Annotated in this window: 15 protein-coding genes, 2 pseudogenes and 1 CRISPR repeat array; of the genes and pseudogenes, 2 read left to right on the forward strand and 15 right to left on the reverse strand. The window is 50.9% G+C overall.

Features of this window, described 5'->3' with window-relative positions:
* Positions 1-116: 116 nt before the first annotated feature.
* Both AC4ED1_RS08900 and AC4ED1_RS08905 read right to left on the reverse strand, forming a co-directional pair.
* The gene (locus tag AC4ED1_RS08900; protein WP_490937747.1) at positions 117-1,493 is read right to left on the reverse strand and encodes a sigma-54 interaction domain-containing protein; all 1,377 of its coding nucleotides are present in this window, start codon (positions 1,491-1,493) and stop codon (positions 117-119) included.
* A gap of 6 nt (positions 1,494-1,499) precedes the next feature.
* Positions 1,500-2,168 (reverse strand): annotated as a pseudogene (locus AC4ED1_RS08905) (YqjF family protein); the annotation flags it as partial.
* A gap of 28 nt (positions 2,169-2,196) precedes the next feature.
* Positions 2,197-7,574: a CRISPR direct-repeat array (repeat unit 30 nt; unit sequence GTTTCAATCCCTCATAGGTACGATTCAATC).
* 235 nt (positions 7,575-7,809) lie between these two features.
* Between AC4ED1_RS08905 and AC4ED1_RS08910 the strand changes: the two are divergent.
* Both AC4ED1_RS08910 and AC4ED1_RS08915 read left to right on the forward strand, forming a co-directional pair.
* Entirely contained in the window at positions 7,810-8,004 is a 195-nt protein-coding gene (locus AC4ED1_RS08910) for a hypothetical protein (RefSeq protein WP_490937749.1), read from the forward strand.
* 525 nt (positions 8,005-8,529) lie between these two features.
* The gene (locus AC4ED1_RS08915; RefSeq protein WP_490937751.1) at positions 8,530-8,970 is read left to right on the forward strand and encodes a pyridoxamine 5'-phosphate oxidase family protein; all 441 of its coding nucleotides are present in this window, start codon (positions 8,530-8,532) and stop codon (positions 8,968-8,970) included.
* Positions 8,971-8,975: 5 nt separating this feature from the next.
* On the opposite strand, the gene AC4ED1_RS08920 is transcribed toward AC4ED1_RS08915, so the two are convergent.
* From AC4ED1_RS08920 to AC4ED1_RS08980, 13 genes and pseudogenes are all read right to left on the reverse strand, one after another.
* Complete coding sequence (locus AC4ED1_RS08920; protein ID WP_490937753.1) at positions 8,976-9,590, reverse strand: pyridoxamine 5'-phosphate oxidase family protein; 615 nt, start codon at positions 9,588-9,590, stop codon at positions 8,976-8,978.
* A gap of 140 nt (positions 9,591-9,730) precedes the next feature.
* Positions 9,731-10,012, reverse strand: a complete 282-nt coding sequence (locus tag AC4ED1_RS08925; RefSeq protein ID WP_490937755.1) for a hypothetical protein — start codon at positions 10,010-10,012, stop codon at positions 9,731-9,733.
* A gap of 137 nt (positions 10,013-10,149) precedes the next feature.
* Positions 10,150-11,805: a glutamine--tRNA ligase/YqeY domain fusion protein gene (locus tag AC4ED1_RS08930; protein WP_490937757.1), complete on the reverse strand. Its 1,656-nt coding sequence runs from the start codon at positions 11,803-11,805 to the stop codon at positions 10,150-10,152.
* A gap of 80 nt (positions 11,806-11,885) precedes the next feature.
* The gene (prmC, locus tag AC4ED1_RS08935; protein ID WP_490937759.1) at positions 11,886-12,869 is read right to left on the reverse strand and encodes a peptide chain release factor N(5)-glutamine methyltransferase; all 984 of its coding nucleotides are present in this window, start codon (positions 12,867-12,869) and stop codon (positions 11,886-11,888) included.
* On the reverse strand, positions 12,862-13,932 hold the full coding sequence (gene prfA, locus AC4ED1_RS08940) for a peptide chain release factor 1 (RefSeq protein WP_490937761.1): 1,071 nt from the start codon (positions 13,930-13,932) through the stop codon (positions 12,862-12,864). The genes prmC and prfA overlap by 8 nt, the downstream gene beginning before the upstream one ends.
* Before the next feature lie 55 nt (positions 13,933-13,987).
* Positions 13,988-14,819, reverse strand: a pseudogene (locus tag AC4ED1_RS08945) (DUF1385 domain-containing protein).
* A 169-nt stretch (positions 14,820-14,988) separates the two neighbouring features.
* Positions 14,989-16,677, reverse strand: coding sequence for a b(o/a)3-type cytochrome-c oxidase subunit 1 (locus AC4ED1_RS08950; protein WP_490937763.1), 1,689 nt, complete (start codon positions 16,675-16,677; stop codon positions 14,989-14,991).
* Positions 16,678-16,711: 34 nt separating this feature from the next.
* Positions 16,712-17,179, reverse strand: a complete 468-nt coding sequence (locus tag AC4ED1_RS08955) for a cytochrome c oxidase subunit II (RefSeq protein ID WP_490937917.1) — start codon at positions 17,177-17,179, stop codon at positions 16,712-16,714.
* Positions 17,180-17,205: 26 nt separating this feature from the next.
* Positions 17,206-17,352, reverse strand: a complete 147-nt coding sequence (locus AC4ED1_RS08960) for a cytochrome c oxidase subunit 2A (protein ID WP_490937765.1) — start codon at positions 17,350-17,352, stop codon at positions 17,206-17,208.
* Positions 17,353-17,571: 219 nt separating this feature from the next.
* Positions 17,572-18,198 (reverse strand): YhcN/YlaJ family sporulation lipoprotein, encoded by a 627-nt coding sequence (locus AC4ED1_RS08965; protein WP_490937767.1) that lies wholly within the window; start codon positions 18,196-18,198, stop codon positions 17,572-17,574.
* Positions 18,199-18,275: 77 nt separating this feature from the next.
* The gene (locus tag AC4ED1_RS08970) at positions 18,276-18,965 is read right to left on the reverse strand and encodes an ABC transporter ATP-binding protein (RefSeq protein WP_490937769.1); all 690 of its coding nucleotides are present in this window, start codon (positions 18,963-18,965) and stop codon (positions 18,276-18,278) included.
* Positions 18,966-18,980: 15 nt separating this feature from the next.
* The gene (locus AC4ED1_RS08975; RefSeq protein WP_490937771.1) at positions 18,981-20,120 is read right to left on the reverse strand and encodes an ABC transporter permease; all 1,140 of its coding nucleotides are present in this window, start codon (positions 20,118-20,120) and stop codon (positions 18,981-18,983) included.
* Positions 20,121-20,123: 3 nt separating this feature from the next.
* A complete protein-coding gene (locus AC4ED1_RS08980) occupies positions 20,124-21,422 on the reverse strand; it encodes an ABC transporter permease (protein ID WP_490937773.1) in 1,299 nt (432 codons plus the stop codon).
* Positions 21,423-21,432: the final 10 nt, after the last annotated feature.

Below are 21,432 nucleotides of genomic sequence, written 5' to 3' on the forward strand. Positions count from 1 at the left end.
GTTCATTATTCGCCTGTTTCGAGTCCAGAATTCTGGAATGGTTCTCATTCGCTCCCACCGGAAAGCCCCAAAAACAATGAGTCCAGAATTTTGGACGCAATTCCAAAATTATGGACTCATTTCTGTTTACCTGTCAGAAAACCGTATTTTTCAAGTTTTTGATAAAGGCTCGACTTGCTGATTCCAAGAATCCTCGCCGCCTCCAGTTTATTCCTGCCGGTTGCGGCAAGCGCCCTAGCAATCGCCTCGCGCTCGGCGGACTCAAGGCTCTCTTTCAACGTTCGGACGCCGGGAGCCAGCCCCTGATTTTCCGGGATCGGGATCAACAAATGCTCCGCTTTCAGACGGTCCCCGTCCATCATATGCAACGCCCGTTCCAGCACATTCCGCAGTTCCCGCACGTTGCCCGGCCAAGAATACCCCCGAAGCGCATCCCAGACGTCGTCATCGATCTCTCTTACGATCAGCCCCGTCGCATCCATCAATTGTTCCAGCAAATCCCGGACCAGCGCCGGCAGATCTTCAAGACGTTCCCGCAAAGAGGGCAGCTTCAGGGTTACGACATTCAGCCGGTAGAACAAATCCTCGCGAAACTTTCCCTCCTTGATCTGAACCGCCAGGTCCCGGTTGGTGGAAGCGATCACCCGGACATCGACCGGAACCGGTCTGGTTCCGCCGACGCGCTCCACCTCTTTTTCCTGCAGGACACGCAGCAGCTTAGCCTGCAAAGCGAGAGGCATGTCCCCGATCTCATCCAATAAAATCGTCCCGTGATGGGCCAACTCAAACCTTCCTTTCTTGCCTTTCCGCAACGCTCCGGTAAAAGCGCCTTCGTCGTAACCGAACAACTCCGACTCCAACAAAGAGTCGGGAATCGCCGCGCAGTTGACCCGGATAAAAGGCCCCATCGCACGCCGGCTGGCGGCATGGATGGCATGGGCGAACAGTTCTTTTCCCGTGCCACTTTCACCCGTGATCAACACGGTTGTATCCGTTTTCGCCACTTTTTGCGCCAGATTTTTCACCGCCTGCAGCTTGGGGCTGGAGCCGGCGATTTGTTCGAAACGGTAGTACGCTCCGAGCCGGCGGCGAAGCTCGCCTTTATAGTACGCCAACTCCTGTTTCAATTGGTCGACGGTGGCGGCCAGCGCATGCAGCTGCCGGACGTCTTGGAAGGTGACCGTCCCCAATACGGCAACCAGTTTCCCTTCTTCAAAAATCGGAATCCGGTTGGCGATCATATCTTGTCCTTTGATCCGTTGAATGTCCGCGATTTCCGCCTCTCCCGTTTTGGCGACAATGTGCATCCGCGTATTTTCGATCACCTCGGTCACATGCCGCCCGATCACGTCCTGCACCCCCAGGAAATCCCGGTAGCTCCGGTTCATCAACAGGATTTTTCCGTCAGGGTCGGTCAACACAACCGATTCATACGCATTCTCCAAAACCGTCTCCAGCAGTTTGCAATAGTTCTGAGGTTCCCTCTCCCCCATAAAAAATTACCCCCCTACGCTTCGCAGCGGCCAGATCACCGTCTCGACCCGATGCGCGTAATGCAAAACCGGCTCGGCATCCGGCAAGCGGATGTCATGCGCCAGCGCCATCGTGTTTGTCGATATCCCCGCTTCCGCCCGCTGCAGCGGCAACGGCAGATGGTGAATATCCCCGCGGCAAATCTGTCCTTTTTTGCCGATCGCATACAGACAATACCGTTCCGTCAACCAGTGTGCCAGCGTTCCCGGCTGCGCGGCCGATACGTCCGAAACAGGCCGGTATTGTGCCGCAAATTCCGCCGCAGGCGCATTCGGATGAATTCTTCGCAACGTGTAAGCCGTATGTCTCCTGGCGGCGCGAACATCGATTTTGGCGTGAAAGTACGGCAATCGCAACCACCGTCTGGCCATCCATACGGCCAGCGGATTGGCGGCGTCCAAACTGAAGAAAAAAACACACGGTTTGCCGTCAATTGTCACATAGGTGCGAACGTTAGTTTGTGCAAATGCCGACGCAAACGGAACCGGAGGCAGCCACCGCAACCGGATTCCGCTCATCCGTAACGCCACTACGCTCACCCACGCTCCTCCGTCATAGGTGTCCAACTGCAGAGCGTCCGGAACCAAAGCCCGGATCGCGGCGGGCGATACCGGCCAGTGCGCAAACAAGACATTATGCCAGGTCTGTAAGGTCTCTTTCCGGGTTTCAATCCCTCATAGGTACGATTCAATCCGGATGTGCTACCCGCCTCTGGTAGAAAACTCAGCCATTGGTTTCAATCCCTCATAGGTACGATTCAATCCCTTTCCGGACTCCAAGAATGATAGCACCAATCCCGTTTCAATCCCTCATAGGTACGATTCAATCATAACCAGCATTTTTTCTCTCCCAATGCTTCTCAGTTTCAATCCCTCATAGGTACGATTCAATCAAGAAGATCCTAAAGTAACATAATCTTGCAAAGCACCAGTTTCAATCCCTCATAGGTACGATTCAATCGCAGGGTATAAAAAACCCTGCTAACATGATATACTATGTTTCAATCCCTCATAGGTACGATTCAATCCTCGGCAAGCGTTCGCCTTATCGCCGCTTACTTTTGTGTTTCAATCCCTCATAGGTACGATTCAATCCTCACATAAGCCACCGGATACGTTTGCCCAGAAGGGTTTCAATCCCTCATAGGTACGATTCAATCGGGATCCCCCCGGAGGATGCACAGTTTCTTGAAACTCGGTTTCAATCCCTCATAGGTACGATTCAATCCTATTGACCCCCTCCTAGTAACTTTCGGGTAAGTAAAAGTTTCAATCCCTCATAGGTACGATTCAATCGTTCGTGAAGTCATCGAGCTTCCGCCGAATCGCGTGTTTCAATCCCTCATAGGTACGATTCAATCTCGGTGCGAAAACTGTATGGGGGTGCTGTGTGATGGGTTTCAATCCCTCATAGGTACGATTCAATCATATTGTTCTGCCGCGATAGGAACCGTCATCGAGGTTTCAATCCCTCATAGGTACGATTCAATCACGGCTGGAGGTGTTTATTGAGCCTGATCAGAAAGAGTTTCAATCCCTCATAGGTACGATTCAATCTTGCCAACGATGCGCCGGTAGACACCGGGAGACTTCGGGGTTTCAATCCCTCATAGGTACGATTCAATCTTTGATTAAGTTCAGCCTGCAGTTTTTCGTTCTTCTGTTTCAATCCCTCATAGGTACGATTCAATCCATCCCGGATGGTATGGACGATGTTCCCTTGCCGCTGTTTCAATCCCTCATAGGTACGATTCAATCGAAGGGCGTGAGAAATAGTTATTGACTATAGTATAAAAGTTTCAATCCCTCATAGGTACGATTCAATCGAGTTCGATCATCAACCTGGTCAACTCTGACACAAACTTGGTTTCAATCCCTCATAGGTACGATTCAATCGATTCGGCCTCTAGGTCAGCGCGGGATTTTCTAAGAGTTTCAATCCCTCATAGGTACGATTCAATCCAGTTACAGCGCGTTGCAGGAACGAGTCGAAGACTTGTTTCAATCCCTCATAGGTACGATTCAATCCCCTTCAGCCCCATGCTGATCAGGACAGTTGCCAAAATGTTTCAATCCCTCATAGGTACGATTCAATCATAGGTGGAGCGACTATATACGTGGTAGCATGGATAGTTTCAATCCCTCATAGGTACGATTCAATCGTGATGGATTTTGTTGTTTCCAATCTTGTAATCTACATGGTTTCAATCCCTCATAGGTACGATTCAATCCCGGCCAGCAAGGCGCCGGCGTTTAAAGCGGGGAAGACGTGTTTCAATCCCTCATAGGTACGATTCAATCTTCTGGAGGGCAGCGTTGTAATCTTTACGGGTCGCAGAGTTTCAATCCCTCATAGGTACGATTCAATCTTGAAGCTCCTTTGCAAGATTTTGTTCCCGTTGAGGAAGTTTCAATCCCTCATAGGTACGATTCAATCGGTTTTGGCATGTCTTTCTCTCACACCACCCTTTCTTGTTTCAATCCCTCATAGGTACGATTCAATCCGGTACCGTGGCAAAAGCGTTTACTGAGATCGTTTCAAGTTTCAATCCCTCATAGGTACGATTCAATCTCGAAATTTCCTTTGTCATCTACGAACTTAACCCTGTGAGTTTCAATCCCTCATAGGTACGATTCAATCATGAATGGAAGTCCGTACATGACGCACCACCTGACTCAGTTTCAATCCCTCATAGGTACGATTCAATCCGCTCGACTTCTCGCCTATAACCAACGTGATCACAGTTTCAATCCCTCATAGGTACGATTCAATCGGAACATCGGATCCGGGCTCGTCTCCGCCATGTGCCGGTTTCAATCCCTCATAGGTACGATTCAATCGGGGGGGCGGTGTGATGGCGATTCTTCAAAGTGTCATGTTTCAATCCCTCATAGGTACGATTCAATCGTTTAAAAATTATCCCAGGTTTTTTGTTATGACTTCACAGTTTCAATCCCTCATAGGTACGATTCAATCCATAGGTCCTGCTGCAGGTGAGGCCGGAGGAATTCTATGTTTCAATCCCTCATAGGTACGATTCAATCAAGAAAACGTCAAAATACCACCTGAGACACCGCAAAGTTTCAATCCCTCATAGGTACGATTCAATCGCCGATCAGCTGAAGGCAATCGCCGCTATCAGACGGGTTTCAATCCCTCATAGGTACGATTCAATCACTGTATGTGAAAGTCCCTAATAGTATATCATGATAGTTTCAATCCCTCATAGGTACGATTCAATCGAGACCCGGAAATCCGGATCGCCTTCATCGTACTCCTGGTTTCAATCCCTCATAGGTACGATTCAATCGATCGCCCGCCACGTGCAGGCGGTCTATTTATTTTGGTTTCAATCCCTCATAGGTACGATTCAATCCCTCACCTCCATTGTGATTACATTTTATCGCTATAGTGTTTCAATCCCTCATAGGTACGATTCAATCCTTCTTCAATAACTCTGACCTTCTCAATCAGAGCGTTGTTTCAATCCCTCATAGGTACGATTCAATCGTTGGCGCAACCCCCTTCGCTTGTCGGCCTGAGCAGTGTTTCAATCCCTCATAGGTACGATTCAATCGCCGCCCAGGCCATCGCCCCGTACCCCGCAACCCCGAGTTTCAATCCCTCATAGGTACGATTCAATCGAACATCGTTGCGATCGACTATCAGGGACAAATCGGTTTCAATCCCTCATAGGTACGATTCAATCGTTGGGCTGTCCTCGATCTATCGAGGGTCGATCCAGTTTCAATCCCTCATAGGTACGATTCAATCCCACGCCCATGCCGCCGACTCCGGCCCCGGGGACTGGGTTTCAATCCCTCATAGGTACGATTCAATCGCGGGCATGAACAGGACGTAGCGGTCGGGATTCCGGTGTTTCAATCCCTCATAGGTACGATTCAATCCAGCAACAATCACATTAGAAAATATCGGTATGGAAACGCAGTTTCAATCCCTCATAGGTACGATTCAATCACTGGAAGTATACCCCCTACCACCAACAGAAAAGCCGTTTCAATCCCTCATAGGTACGATTCAATCATGCTGTAGACGCCGTTTCCGATCTTAAAGGTGGCCGTTTCAATCCCTCATAGGTACGATTCAATCGCAAAACGTGCGGGAAATCATTTCGGTGTTGAATTGTTTCAATCCCTCATAGGTACGATTCAATCCGGCTTAGAGGTCACGTAGAACCTTTTGTGATTTCTGTTTCAATCCCTCATAGGTACGATTCAATCGAGCGCGATGATTATGCTGAAACAGTGCTCGAACTCAGTTTCAATCCCTCATAGGTACGATTCAATCCCGGAGGGTGGCTGTGTTCGCGCATTACTTCTTGCGCGTTTCAATCCCTCATAGGTACGATTCAATCGCAGCCGCCTCGGCTACATACGAACATAATGTGAATTGTTTCAATCCCTCATAGGTACGATTCAATCTCTTCCGAGGCGCTTCATGTTGTAGATGAGGACCAGATGTTTCAATCCCTCATAGGTACGATTCAATCCTTTCAGGACCTGAATCTCGAGATTCAGATCCCTCACCTGTTTCAATCCCTCATAGGTACGATTCAATCGAAATAGAAAGAGCTTGCCATAATAGCAAGACCGAGTTTCAATCCCTCATAGGTACGATTCAATCTTTGAAACCAAATATTGAAATGAACGTTAGTTCTTTGTTTCAATCCCTCATAGGTACGATTCAATCTTTCCATTCCAATCGAACCAAAAAATTTCATGCGAAGTTTCAATCCCTCATAGGTACGATTCAATCCACCAAATCCCTGTCCTTATCCAATTTGCGAAGATACAGGTTTCAATCCCTCATAGGTACGATTCAATCCATCAGACCACCCCCTGTTTAGAAGAAAGACTCTTGAGTTTCAATCCCTCATAGGTACGATTCAATCCGGTGACAGTAGATAGAAAGACCGAAATGAAGCAAAGTTTCAATCCCTCATAGGTACGATTCAATCATGGATGGTGCCGGTCAGTGTATAGTACTCAACGAGTTTCAATCCCTCATAGGTACGATTCAATCCATAGTCAGGTCTGTACTCACCCAGTGTCCTCAAAAGTTTCAATCCCTCATAGGTACGATTCAATCACTCCATTTGCTGTGCAGATTGTTATGTCTCGTGAAGTTTCAATCCCTCATAGGTACGATTCAATCAAGTATTGTCCTACGAATACATCCCAGTCACCATAGTTTCAATCCCTCATAGGTACGATTCAATCACTATCACAATTAACGGAGGTTTTACCATGTTCAAAGGTTTCAATCCCTCATAGGTACGATTCAATCTTATCACCGAACATCATCCAGGACATCAAACGGGATCGTTTCAATCCCTCATAGGTACGATTCAATCCAAATTCAAGGAGTGATAAATATGCAAGACATAACATTGTTTCAATCCCTCATAGGTACGATTCAATCGGAAGTTATTTTCTCAGGTCAGAGATGCACGAACATGTTTCAATCCCTCATAGGTACGATTCAATCCCTACCAAGCCGACGAAACAGTAAATCAACTAAAACAGGTTTCAATCCCTCATAGGTACGATTCAATCGAGGCCAATTGATCAGCCGCCGAAGGGAGGTGAGAAGTTTCAATCCCTCATAGGTACGATTCAATCACGGGAAACGGGTTGGAAGATGCCGAATACGTCCGAGTTTCAATCCCTCATAGGTACGATTCAATCAATCCAGAATCTTTTGCTGTCTTTGCCGCCGGAGGTGTTTCAATCCCTCATAGGTACGATTCAATCTTTGGAACTTTAGGAGGGAATTGATCATGATGCTTATGTTTCAATCCCTCATAGGTACGATTCAATCGTCATGACGCTGGAACAGATCATCCAGAACGAAGTGTTTCAATCCCTCATAGGTACGATTCAATCGAGGTCCACGATCCGGATCTGATCGCCAGCCTACTCGAGTTTCAATCCCTCATAGGTACGATTCAATCCCCATCGTTTTCGTTATCATCAGCAACAAGATGAAAGGTTTCAATCCCTCATAGGTACGATTCAATCCATTAGAAGCCCATAAAACAGGCATTTCAAAACATCGTACGTACAATCTCTGCGAAATCGCCCACCTCCATCATAATACGATGGGTCTAGTTGCATCAAGGGTTCTTCGAAAAAACAGATTGTCGTCGACCCCCGGGGGTTTTTACGCTACTGGAGGTCGACGACAGATTCTGCCCGTCATAGGATCAACGATTGACCGCCTTTTTCCAGGCCGATGATTTCCCGCCGGGAAGATGTGCAGAAAGGCATCACCGCCGTCATATCCGTGTTGGCCAACAAACTGTATGAATACGGTGTGACGCTAAAAGCAAATGAAGTCGTCTTATCAGGGGCTTTGTCCGCTGCAGTTAACGCCCAGGCAGGAGACCGTTTCAAGGTCGAATTCACTCCTCTGGGATCGGTTGAACTCTCCTTTGGCAATCATATTTAGGGTCTGTTGAACGATTCTGGGAAATCCTTTCACCACAAGGATCTTGAGATCTTTGTATCGAATTGAGGTGCATGAATTTTGTATGAGATCCTGTAAAAACCGTGCACATGAGGTGTTCTTCTTGTACCGACCAACCAAACAACAGATTTCTTATTGCCTTCGGCGCATTGCAGGAATATCTGGGCCTGAGCCGATCGGGAAACCATCGGCAGGTTACGTCCCCTATCTCCAACACTTCGTCAGGCTGCCAAGTTTCCAGGAAGTCGGGTCACGGAGCTCGGGCCGCGAACCGACAGCATGGAAGTGACGCCCGACAAGTCGGCGATGAAGCATTTGAGGATGATGGACCAGTCATTTTTACACAGTTGGTGAATATTCATTTCCAGTTGAACTGGAAACGAAATAAAAAAATCCCCTTACTACTGTAGAAGGAAGCATGTATCTGGGGGTATAGGAAAGTCCTTGCCCCATCTGCCTCGGCGAATGCTGAGAGGCTATTAAAATTCCAAGGAGGGGAGCATCCCAATGGTTAAAAATCACGATATCCCTACAAGACTGACTCCGGAACAGATCGAATTGATCAACGGAGAAACACTCGTTCTCTTAAGCACCGTGGAAAGGGAAACGCAAACGCCAAGCATTTCCGCCATTTCCTGGGTCAAGGCGCTTGCAGCGGATCGAATACGCTTTGCCGTGATGAACAACTCGCGGATCGTTGCCAATATTCAAGCAAACCCGCGCGTAACACTTTGTGTGATCGGGCTTGGAACCGTGTATTCCATAGTCGGCACCTGCCGTATTCTTGCGGAAAAAATGGATGGCGTCGCGATGCCGCTTGCCAAAATCGAAGTGAATTCCGCAAAAAGCCAAGGTTTTAGACAATCAGGTATTCGAGTCATTGTTGAAATAGACAGAATTATGGTTTTTTCAACAATCTCCTGCCATTTCGATAATCCCCCGTTATAGGCAAGTCAGTTGCGGTGCAGACCATACTTCCGCATCAGCTCTACCGTTTCCCGGTCAAGGGGCGTCCCGCGTTCTTCCAGGCCGACCATTACTTTTCCCCTCCGTTCCGGGTTGAGATTCTGCCCGAATTTGAACTTGGCCGTCAGATCCTCAATATCGAGTCTGACGATCGCGACCGCTTGCAGGTTTGCGGCATATGCCCCGTCCGCCGGATCAATCGGTTCGAAGCCGCCCTCCGGTTGGAGTTTCCCCATGAACGCGGTAAGTACCGGTGCTTTTTCGTTCAGCTCCTCGACCGCAAACGCGCGGCCCTTGATTGTTACGGATTTGAAAAAGGTGGTTGCGGGACATGCCAATTTTGGGTCCAACAGGTAAGAAGGAACTCGGGCGTACTCTTTTGCAACCGAGAACGTAACCCGGTTGTCCGTTTTTAGGTCCTCCATCTTCTCCCCGATTTTGCTGCCGTGAAAATAAATCGCTCCGTCATGATAGACAAAATTGAGCGGTTTGACATGCGGCCACCCGTCTTCCCCCACCGTGGCCAGAAAACCGAAGCTCATCTCCGCCAAAAACGCTTCGATCTCCGCCCGTTCCGTGATTGAAAACTCTTTTCTTCTCATCCCGGTTCCCTCCTCAAGCCAAACTGGATTGTCCTTTTTCTTATTCTAGAACAGGAACCGATATTAAAAAAGATCCACACCCCGTTCATTCCTCTCCGCAAGGAACAAACGGGGTGTCACGCTTCCGATCCGGCGGTCATTTACTCGTCTCCGTTGGTGCAGCAGCGGATCGTTTCGATCTTGTTGTCATGTCGGGTACCGCAAATCCGGCAGGTCAACTCGTCGGAAAATTCGCGGGCATCGCGGAAGACGACGATTTTTCCGGAGGAAGAGTCGATTTCAAACTGACCGTTGCCGCTCTTTCTGATCGTGTAAAGGGTATCGCCAAAAACGAATCTCATCCCGTCCATCGCCTCATCCGACATGCCCAATCCCCTGTTTGTTTCGATCCACTTGTTTACCAATTTCAAGCCGGTGGTCATCTGAATCCTCTCCTTCGTTTTTTGTTTATTGTACTATAACAGTTATATAATTTCAATACCTGTTGTATAATTATTATCCACAGACGAAAAGGTTACTGATTTTCGCCAAATCAGCAACCTCGACAGCGGTGCAGGCATTATTTTTGAACTTCAAAGGAGCTTTTGAGGGAAACGATACGGTTGAACACCAGCCGTTCCTTGGTGGTGAATTTCGGATCCACGTTAAAATAGCCGTGCCGGAAAAACTGGAACTTGTCATGCGGTTTCACGTTTTTCATATTCGGCTCGACAAATCCGTGCACAATCTCCAACGAGTTCGGATTCACAAGGTCGAGAAATGATTTTCCGGTTTCCGGCTCGTCCAAAATCAACACATCGTACAACCTGAACTCCGCAGGTACTGCATGCCGGGCGTCCACCCAGTGGATCGTGCCTTTCACCTTTCTGCCGGTGAACCCCGTGCCGCTTTTCGTTTCGGGATCGTACGTGCAGTGCAGCTCGACGATATTGCCGAATTCGTCCTTGATCGCTTCGTTGCATTTGATGAAATAGGCGTGTTTGAGGCGAACCTCGTTTCCGGGGAACAGCCTGAAGTATTTGCTCGGCGGATTTTCCATGAAATCGTCCCGTTCGATATAAATCTCGCGGGAGAACGGAATCAACCGTGTGCCCATTTCCGGATTTTCCGGATTGATCTCTGCCTCAAGCATCTCCACCTGATCTTCCGGGTAGTTGGTGATCACCACTTTTAACGGCCTTAGAACGGCCATCGTTCTCGGTGCTTTCAATTTCAAATCTTCCCGGATGAAGTGTTCCAACATTTTGACATCCACCAAGCTGTTGCTCTTGGCAACGCCGATTTCCCGCGCGAAGTTCCGAATCGACTCCGGGGTGTAACCCCTTCTTCGCAGCCCGGAGAGGGTGGGCATCCGGGGATCGTCCCAACCGTCCACGTAATTTTCGTCAACCAGCTGTTTTAATTTTCGCTTGCTCATGACGGTATGCGTCAGGTTTAATCTCGCAAATTCGTACTGGCGGGGCTGGTGTTCCATTTCGCATTCCCGGATCACCCAATCGTACAGAGGGCGATGATCCTCGAATTCCAATGTGCAAATCGAGTGGGTGACGCCTTCAATCGCGTCTTCCAACGGATGGGCAAAATCGTACATCGGATAGATGCACCATCTGTCCCCCGTATTGTGATGGGGGACGTGGGCAATCCGGTACAGCACGGGGTCGCGCATGTTGATGTTCGGCGAGGACATGTCGATCTTTGCCCGGAGCACCTTTTCGCCGTCCTTGAACTCGCCTTTGCGCATGCGCTCGAACAGATCCAGGTTCTCTTCGACCGTCCGGTTGCGATACGGGCTTTCCTTGCCGGGTTCCGTCAATGTGCCGCGCATCTCCCGGATTTCTTCCGCCGACAAATCATCGACATAAGCCTTTCCCTTTTTGATCAACAAAACCGCCCGGTTGTACATTTCTTCAAAGTAGTCGGACGCAAAAAACAGGCCGTCCCATTCAAACCCCAGCCATTTCACGTCCTCTTTGATCGCTTCCACGTATTCCGCGTCTTCTTTTGACGGATTGGTGTCGTCAAAGCGCAAGTGGGTCTTGCCATTGAATTCGTCAGCCAATTCGAAATTCAGGCAAATCGACTTGGCGTGTCCGATATGCAAATAGCCGTTCGGCTCGGGCGGAAAACGCGTTACGATCTGTTTGACCCTGCCCGATTGTATATCGTCCATGACAATATTTCGGATAAAATTCGATGAGCCCGATTTGTTTTCCATTGCAACCAGCCTTTCATGCGTCAACTTGTCCCCACACGAACAAACCTTTCTCATACATAATACTACATAATACTGGCTCTTCAAGGAGAGTTCAACTTTGTCGCCGATTTGGCCCCAAAAGGCACTTTCCACCCCAGCACCACCCGCTCGATGCCCTGCAAATCTTTGACGACCTCCGTTTCCGCCCCCGGCCAGTTGCGTTCGATCATGTCCGCGACATCCCGCGCCTGGCGGATTCCCACTTCAAAACCGACCAATGCGGGACCGTCCTCCCGCATTAAACGCGGCAAACACCGCATCATCCGGCGGTACGGGGCCAATCCGTCTTCGCCACCGTCCAACGCGAGTCGCGGTTCATGCTCCCTCACTTCAACCGCCAGCCCCGCGATGTCCCGCGAAGGAATATAGGGAGGATTGGAGACCAGCACGTCCAGCCTGAGTCCTTCCCGCAGCAAGGGCTCCGCCAGATCCCCGTGTAAAAATCGGATGTCCGCTCCAAGCCGCTGCGCATTTTCCCGTGCCAACCGGATCGCGTCCGGCGAGATGTCAACCGCACAAACATCCGCTTCCGGCCATTCCAGGGCCAATGTGACCGCAATCACGCCGGAACCCGTCCCAATATCGGCGAGCAGCGGGCGTAAGCCGCCATCCCCGGACACGCCGTTACCTCCAGACCTTTCACGTTCGGTATCCGCCCCCGCTTTCGCTTCCCCCCACCAAGATCGCCGTTTCAAAATTTCTCCGATCAGAATTTCCGTCTCCGGACGCGGGATCAGGACGGCAGGGTTCACATGAAAGTCCCGGCCGTAAAATTCCTGCACGCCGACAATGTACTGCAACGGTTCGCCGCTGGCACGCCGCTCGATCCACGAGCGGAACAGGGCTGATTTTTCCGGGGGAAACGGTTGGCCTTCTTCCGTCAACAGCTTCGCTTTCGACCACCCGAACAGATGCTGCAGCAGCACTTCCGCGTTCAAACGGGGATTCGCGATCCCCCGCTCTTTAAACGCAAGGGAAGCCTGCTGAAGGGCTTCCCGAATGGTCTTGACCTGCCGGTTATTCATTGGCCGCTTGCAAATGCTCCATGCGATCGGCCGCGATTAAGGCATTGATGATCTCGTCGAGATCGCCTTCGAGCACCGTCTCCAGTTTGTGCAGCGTCAACCCGATCCGGTGGTCGGTTACGCGGCTTTGCGGAAAGTTGTACGTCCGGATCCGCTCCGAACGGTCACCGGTTCCCACCTGGCTTTTCCTCGCGTCGGCAAGCTCTTTTTGCTGTTCCTGCCGCTTCAGTTCATACAGGCGTGCGCGAAGAACCTTCATCGCTTTTTCCTTGTTTTTGAGCTGCGATTTTTCGTCCTGGCAGGAGACGACCAGTCCGGTGGGCAAATGGGTGATGCGGATCGCCGACTGGGTGGTGTTCACCGACTGCCCGCCGGGACCGGTCGAACAGAATGTGTCGATCCGGAGATCTTTCTCGTTGATTTCGACTTCCACTTCTTCCGCTTCCGGCAAAACAGCCACGGTAGCGGTGGACGTGTGGATCCGGCCGCCCGATTCGGTTGCGGGCACGCGCTGCACGCGATGCGCACCCGATTCAAACTTCAGCTTCGAGTACGCGCCTTTCCCGTTCACCATAAAAATGATTTCCTTATAACCTCCAAGTTCCGTAGGCGAAGATTCGATGATCTCCGTCTTCCAGCCCTGGCGTTCCGCATAGCGGCTGTACATCCGGAACAGATCGCCCGCGAACAACGCGGCTTCATCGCCGCCTGCCGCGCCGCGGATTTCCATAATGACGTTCTTGTCGTCGTTCGGATCTTTCGGGAGCAGCAGAATCGTCAGGCGGTGTTTGAGGTCCGCCTCTTGTTCCGTCAATTCGGCAATCTCCTGCTTGACCAGTTCGCGCATTTCGTCATCGAGTTTCTCGCCCAGCATCGCCTTCGCATCGGCGAGCCCTTTGACAGCCCGCTTATATTCGCGGTACACCTGAACCGTTTCTTCCATATCCGCCTGTTCCTTTGAATATTCGCGAAGCTTTGCCGGGTCCGCGATCACTTCCGGATCGCAAAGCAGTTCCGTCAACTTGTTGTACCGGTCTTCCAACGCTTGCAAACGGTCTAACATATATCCTCACTTCCCAAAAATCATACTGTATGATGCCGAAAAACAGCCTGCAGCTTTATAGTGTATTCCGGATTTGTTCATAAGGACCCGAAAAATCCGCCTGCTCTTCCTGAACCTTGCGGCTGGCCCACCGGATGTCGCGGGAATCCGCCAATACGGCAAGCGTCGACGCGATTGCCACTTCGATTTGGGAATCGTCCGGTTCGCGGGTCGTCATTTTTTGCATCGCCATACCGGGGGATGCCAACACCGCCGCCAAGCGTCCCGTTTGTCCGGCAGACCAGCGGATCAATTCGTAAGAAAGCCTCGCGATCACCGGAAGCAAAGCGATTCTTACAATGATGTTCGTCAACAGCGACAATTGATCGCCCGAGAAAAACGAGAACACAAAAATCGAAATCAGAACGACAAACAACAAAAAGCTCGTGCCGCAACGTTTGTGAATCAACGTGTGCTTGCACACATTCTCGACTGTAAGTTCCTCTCCGGCTTCATAACAGTTGATCGTCTTATGTTCCACACTGTGATATTCAAACAGGCGCCAAATCAAACAGAAGAATCCCCAGCATCACCGCTGAAAGGATGGTGAACGTCAGCTGCCACGAAGTCTGTTCTTCTTCGTCCTCCTCCGCCGACACGTTGGTCGACTTGGCAAGCGCCCGCATGCCCAATACGGTCGATTCAAACAATACCGCGCCGCCGCGGATCAAGGGAAAGCCGAGCACAGGATATTGCTGGGTCAGGGAGAACCTTTCTTCCGTTTCGGCGTGGATCTCCCGGTTCGATTTGCGGACAACGACCGCCACGCGGTTTCCGACTCGCATCATGACACCTTCGATTACAGCCTGACCCCCGATATACCGCGGTTCCATCCGGCCCCTCCCCATCCCAATCCATCAGGTGCCAAATAACATATTAAGTATAGTATACAAGGCTTACCGAGTCAAAACGACGGAACAAACGAAACGGGGCGGAAACATTTTGTGTAAAACGTTCCGCCAAAAAAGAACCGGCCGCTTTAGCAGCCGATTTGGAAGTTTTCTCTCTTGTACAAGGTTACCAACTGCGGATCGGCGGCGAACCGGGCGGGCTGTGTTGCAACATCTCCATCACCGGAAACGCGTACGCGAGCAGGACAAGCCCCGCGGTAATCCCGATCCAAAGCGACCAGCGTTCCAGAATTTTCGGCGGTTGCTGCGATTCTTCATTCACTTCGCCGATCGGATACTCAACGGCTTGATCGGTTTTCGGCGCGAAAAACCAGAGGTAAATCACGATTGACAGAAAGAGGAGAATTCCCGCAAACAGGAACATGCTCCCGACTCCGATGGCCTCCCGGTAGGGGAACCAGGATTGGGCGACCGGATGATTCCCGTAATCCGTATACGCGGTCCGGCGAGGCTCCCCCAACAATCCCACCAGATGCATGCTCACCGCCATCAGCAGCATGCCCGTAAACCACGTGAACGACTGGACAATTCCCAGATTATTGGCTCGTGGAGTAAGGGTACGATTGGTCAAAGCCGGGATTAACCAGTAAGAGATCCCGAAAAAGGTCAAAACCACACTTGTTGCCAACGTCATATGAAAATGTCCGGTTACCCAGAGAGTGTTGTGAACCACCTGATTCATCTGGTAACTCGCGTTCACAATACCACCGGCGCCGGCAGGAATAAACATGAGCATCCCCAACACCGGAGCCAAAAACCGCACATCCTTCCAGGGCAGTTTGCGAATCCAGTCAAACCGCCCGGTTGCGCCCCTCGAACGACCTGCCATTTCAAACACGGCCAGAATGGAAAACGCGGTCATCAGAGAAGGAATCACCACGATCATGGTCAGAACAACCTGCAAAAATTTCCAGAACGGACCTATGCCCGGTTCCATCAATTGGTGGTGAAACCCGACCGGAATCGAATACAAGATGAACAGAACAAACGTCAGACGCGGCAATGTGTCGCTGAATATTTTCCCCTTTATGATCCGGGGAATATTCACATACCAGTAAATATAGGCGGGCAGCAGCCAGAAATACACCAGCGGATGGCCGAAGTACCAAAACAATGTGCGGCTCAATTCCACGTTGATTCGGTCTGTCCAGCCAAAAGACCATGGAATCAATTGAAATACGACCTCAACCGCAACCCCGATCGTTGCAATCAGCCAGAGAATCATGGTTGCCACCGACATATAGGCAAACAGCGGGGTCGTTTCTCCCGGATGCTCCCGCCGCCACCTACGGTAACTCGTAAAGACGGAAAAACCGCCCAGCCAGCTCCCGACCACGACCAGAGCCAGTCCGATATAAAACCACGGCGAAGCGTGCAAAGGGGCGTAAAACGTGTACAACACCGTCGCATCATTCATGATGATCGTGTACAACCCCAAAATTGTCCCGATCACCATCAGCCAATAACCCCACCAGCCAAGCCTGCGGGCGGTTGGATTCAATTTTCCGCCCAAAGTTTTTGCCATGCCCGAATACAAATACCCAATTATAAAAAAGGTGGTAAAAATCAGGGCAAGCGCCACCCCGTGGGCCGTCAGCAATTGATAATAACCGATCGGCGTGGGAAGCGTGATAAAACCGGTTCGCTGCAATCCCTGGAGCAAACCGGCCACCGCTCCGATAAACAGGGCAAAGAAAGCGAATCCCAAATGCGCCAGAATCAGATTCCGGTCTTTCGGGTCGAATGTAAATGTTGTCGTTTCGATGCCGGCACTGCCGTAACCTGCTTTGGCCACAACATATCCCCCTTTTCACCCAAAGAATGAAATTTTATTGCACCAGAATTTTTCCCATCATAACCTGATGAGCGCTGCCGCAATATTCATTGCAAAGCATCAGGTAATCCCCCTTTTCCTTGAACTTATAAGTAAATTCGTTAATGTGTCCGGGGACGACCATCATATTGATATTGGTACCCGGAATCAGAAGCCCATGCACCACATCCGGGCTGGTAATTTGAAAATGGACGGTGGAACCGGCCGGTATGGTGATATTTCCCGGCACAAACGAAAATAACTGCGCCAGCATCGTCACCCTGTATTCGTTGGGGCCGATCTGGGTGAGACCCGGCTTGTCAAACGGAGCGGTATTCCGGACCGTTTCCGGCGCAATCGTCTTCATGTCGCCGGGCGGATGAAATCCCAGGGAAAAGCCCAAAATTCCCAAAACGGAAAGAAACACCACCAGCGAGCCGCTGCCAATCCACAGCCAAATTCGCTCATAACGGGGCAAATTTATGTTCAGCATCCCATTTCACCTTTTTCTTAAAGTCGATTGTAATAAGTCAAAAACACCGCCAGCCAAACGGCCGCTATAAACGCACCAATGAAAAAAACACCCGTAAACGTGCCTATGAGGCTTTCTTCTTCTTTTTTGTCTTCCCCACTTCGAATCCCCCGGGCGCCTGTCATTGCAATCCCTCCTTTCGCCTGCGCTACGGCTTGATCGACTGTTTTTTACCTGTTTACCAGTATGAGACAACCCATGCGGTTTCAAACGTATAAACAAAAAAAGTGCCTTCCGCACGCCGATACAATCGAGCGGACAGGCACACTCAACCAATCCGCGAACAAGCAAAAAGCTGCTGACAGAGTCCTGTCAACAGCCCACAGCGGAATGATCCCGCAACCCTAGCGAGGGGCGACTTCCGGAATATCGCGCATCAATTGTTGAAATACCCCGTCAACCGTCGAGAGCGGGCGGCCGCTGCGAACACTCTGGGCCGCGTCAAACACGCGACGGGCCAGCGCCCTGTCGGTTGTAATCCGTACCGAACGGAAAACCGGCGCTTGGATCATCAAAAGCTGCCGAACTTCCTGCACGATGGCGGCAGCGCGTTCCTGAGGGATATTGCGGTGAAGTGTGAGCCCGATGATGGCGGTCTGCCCGGAGACAACCACGCTTGCAGTGTCAACCCCTTGCACGGACTGCACCAGATTTTTAACACGATCCGCCGTAACTCCTCCGGCATACAGGTCTTGTGTGGTATCTCGGAAGCCGGGACCCATCGGAGCGAAGTTGCGCAAGTTCACCGACGGATTGTTGATGTCGTTGCGGCCGGACAACCAAGCGCGATCCCCGTCCCCGTCAATGTCAATCCCCCGGTTGTCGTAAAGCGGTTCCGTGTTTTGCTTCTGCATGCGACCGTTGATTCCCGGAGCGCCCGCGCCGCAACCGGCCAACAGCCCTGCCGCAAAGGAGCCGAGAACGGTCCATGCGACCCATTTTTTTGTTTGCACAACTTTTTTTGTTCGCACAACACCACCTCCTTCGGGTATTGATAGCTTTCCCGAAGCAAGGCACAGCCAACAAAACAAAAAAAGGAAATTCGCCATCAGGTTTGGCAAAAATCAGAGCCGATCATTTGCGGGGTTTCAATTCTCGCAATTTTTCCGCTTTCAAGGATTACGCATCGCTCCGCGTGCATCGCCACTTCCCGGTCATGCGTCACCATGATGATGGTATGGCCTTCCCGGTGAAGTTCCCGAAATAACCGCATGACCGTTTTTTCGTTGGCATCGTCAAGGTTGCCGGTCGGCTCGTCGGCAAGAATCAAAGCCGGATAGTTGATCAACGCCCTCGCAATACAAACCCTCTGTTGTTCTCCGCCTGAAAGCTGTGACGGAAAATGATGGAGGCGCTCCTCCAGGCCGACGCGCTGCAAAGCGGCAATCGCTTCCTGTTCGTCATGGATGCTGTGGTAATATTGAGCGATCATGACATTTTCCAATGCGGTGAGATGGGGGATCAAATGGAATTGCTGAAACACCAGCCCGATGGTTTCCCTGCGCAATTCCGTCAACTGCTTCTTGTTCAAACGGCTCGTTTCTCTTCCCTTGATCGTGATCGTGCCTTCCGACGGTTTGTCCAGACACCCGATATTGTTGATCAACGTGCTTTTCCCGGAACCGGACGGCCCCATAATCGCAACCCATTCGCCTTCTTCCACCGTCAGGTTGATTCCCTGCAGGGAGTACAGATTTCCGTATTTCTTTGACATATTCCGGATTTCCAAAATCGCCATACTTCCCCTCTCCCTTCATTCGTCTTTTAATACGACCGCCGGCTCCACGTCGATAATCCTTCGCATGGAAACAGCAAACGCAATTCCAACGACCAGCAAGGAACCGGCGCAGGCCCAGGGAACCAACATCATCCGAAAGTTGATGCCGGAATGAAACACGCTCTGTCCGATAAACTGGGCCATACCATAAGCGAAGACGATCCCCAAACCGCTTCCCAGCAGGCCAACCACTGCGGCTTCGGCCAGAAACTCCCCGAACAAATTCCCGTCCGAAGCTCCCAAAGCTTTTTTTAACCCGATTTCTTTCCGTCTTTCCATAATCATGCTGCCCATTATGGCAACCACCGTAAGGACAGTGAGGACAAAAACGATTAACGCGACAAAATAGATCAGCCGCTGCATTTTCCCAAGCAGCGCCGCTTCCAGTTGAACCACCTGCCGCAAGGGTTTGGCGGTAATTCCGGATACGGCGTCTTGCAGCCGTTTCGCGCTGTCCTCAACCGCTTCTTTTTGCTCCTGCAAGCTGATCATAACCAAATCCGCCCGGTGGCTTTGGGAAAGCGCTTTCGATACTTCCATATCGACAAACAACTGGTTGTCTTCTTCAGCACCGGTTGACACGATCCCCTTGATCTTCATCTCAATTGGAGACGACGCGGAATCGGTTCGAATTTTCACCGAAGAACCCGGCTTGAGGTCAAACTTTTTGGCAATTCCTTCGCCGGCCATCGCTTCTTTGTGATTTCCTCTGCCTTCCACCCACGCGCCGTTCACTTTCCAATAAGGGCTGACTTGCCGCATTTGATCGAACCATGTCCCGACGAGAACCAATTGTGTTTTTTCCAACCTGACTATGGAATATTGGACAGGGGCGGCCCCGATGATCTTGTCTTGCGGCAGCCGGCCGACAATTTCCCGCACGGCCTCCAGGGAAATGCCCGTTTTTTTGTCGGCCGGAAGAATGAGCAGGTTTGTACCGTATACGCGAAACTCCCTACTCATTTTTTCGGTCATGTCGAAATAAACGCTGACCATTCCCCCAATTACCCCCACTCCGAGGGCAATCGCCAGTATGGCCACAACCGTACGCCATTTGCGGAACCAGAGAACCCGTACAATCAATTTTGCAAACAACTTTGATTTGCGCATCAGCATCCCCTATCTTCCTTGCAATGCCTCGATGGGTTCCAGTTTGACGATCGAGCGTACAGCCGAATGGCTTCCCAAAATCACAATCCCTGCAGAGAGCAACAGAATGATCGGCAATCCGAGAAGCTTGACGGACAACAGGGTGCCAAACACGGATTTTCCCACAAATTGCGCAAGCAAAACGCCGATCCCGTAACCGAGTCCCCCGCCGATGAAGCCGCTGATCAACGCCTCGCAGACAAAAAGCGCCGCAACCGCGGAATCCGTAGCCCCTATCGCTTTCAGCAAGGCGATTTCTTTCCCGCGTTCCTGCACCTTGCTGTTCATCAGGCTGGAGATGCCCAAAGCGGAACTGGCGATGGCCGCAAGTGAAATAATGACCATCATAAACTGGATTTTGGTGAGAATGATTCCTTCCGATTCCGCGATTTGACGAACAGGCGTCGTACGGGCATCAGGGATGGCTTCTTCAATCTGATACGCGATCGCCCCGGTAAAAGCGGTGCAATACCATTGGTCAAAATCTTTCTCCCGCAAGGAGGAAGGGTCCGTCCCCGCTTTTTTCGCCAGTTCGTCATCGGGCACCGTCAACGCGCTCACCTCTGCCCTGTCGATTTTTCCGGGCACATTTAACAGAGTTTGCACAAATTTTAGCGGGACAAAAATCAGTCCGTCTTCCGTGCCCCCCGTGTCGACCACGCCCGCCACACGCAATTGGCAAGGTTGCTGTCCGCGCGGCGTATCTACAGACACGTGCAAAACGCCTCCCGGCTTGATCCCGAGATCGTCCGCCACCTGTTTCCCGATGACCGCTTCTGTCGAATCGGCGCTTTCATCAGGCCATCTGCCGTTCAGTTTCCACCAGGTCTTTAATTCCGTGATCCCCGTGGTAAAGGAGTTGCCGTCGGTCAACTGCAGTTCCTTTTTAAACCAGGTGCCCACCAGCCGCATTTTTCCCTGCCGGAATTCACCCTGTCCCGTTGCTTCCAGGTAAGGGACAAACCCCAGAATGTTGTTGGCCCAAAAAATGGTTTTTAACTTTAAAAGATCCTCTTCGCGCAGGAACGTCCGGTTCTCCAAAGATGCCGAATCCCCACCGTCAACGTCGGCCCGAATCGTACTCAACCCGGGAACAATGTTCAAATTGGCTCCGAAGGATTTTAATTCCCGGTTCATTTTGTCCCCGACATCCAGGGCCAGATTCACCATCACCGATGCCAGCGAAGCGCCAAAAGCCACGATCAGGATCAGCAGGACTTTTTCCTTCAGCGCCCTCGCATACGTTTTGCAAAGCATCCGAAAAAACACTCCCGCCACC

Source organism: Effusibacillus sp. SKA8 (assembly GCF_058273125.1).

Bases quoted from the DNA above. Each gene is read 5' to 3' on its own strand.
- AC4ED1_RS08930 (WP_490937757.1), bottom strand. From the start codon at position 11,805: ATGGAAAACAAATCGGGCTCATCGAATTTTATCCGAAATATTGTCATG.
- AC4ED1_RS08970 (WP_490937769.1), bottom strand. From the start codon at position 18,965: ATGGCGATTTTGGAAATCCGGAATATGTCAAAGAAATACGGAAATCTG.
- AC4ED1_RS08975 (WP_490937771.1), bottom strand. From the start codon at position 20,120: ATGCTGATGCGCAAATCAAAGTTGTTTGCAAAATTGATTGTACGGGTT.
- AC4ED1_RS08915 (WP_490937751.1), top strand. From the start codon at position 8,530: ATGGTTAAAAATCACGATATCCCTACAAGACTGACTCCGGAACAGATC.
- AC4ED1_RS08960 (WP_490937765.1), bottom strand. From the start codon at position 17,352: ATGACAGGCGCCCGGGGGATTCGAAGTGGGGAAGACAAAAAAGAAGAA.
- AC4ED1_RS08925 (WP_490937755.1), bottom strand. From the start codon at position 10,012: ATGACCACCGGCTTGAAATTGGTAAACAAGTGGATCGAAACAAACAGG.
- prfA (WP_490937761.1), bottom strand. From the start codon at position 13,932: ATGTTAGACCGTTTGCAAGCGTTGGAAGACCGGTACAACAAGTTGACG.
- AC4ED1_RS08920 (WP_490937753.1), bottom strand. From the start codon at position 9,590: ATGAGAAGAAAAGAGTTTTCAATCACGGAACGGGCGGAGATCGAAGCG.
- prmC (WP_490937759.1), bottom strand. From the start codon at position 12,869: ATGAATAACCGGCAGGTCAAGACCATTCGGGAAGCCCTTCAGCAGGCT.
- AC4ED1_RS08900 (WP_490937747.1), bottom strand. From the start codon at position 1,493: ATGGGGGAGAGGGAACCTCAGAACTATTGCAAACTGCTGGAGACGGTT.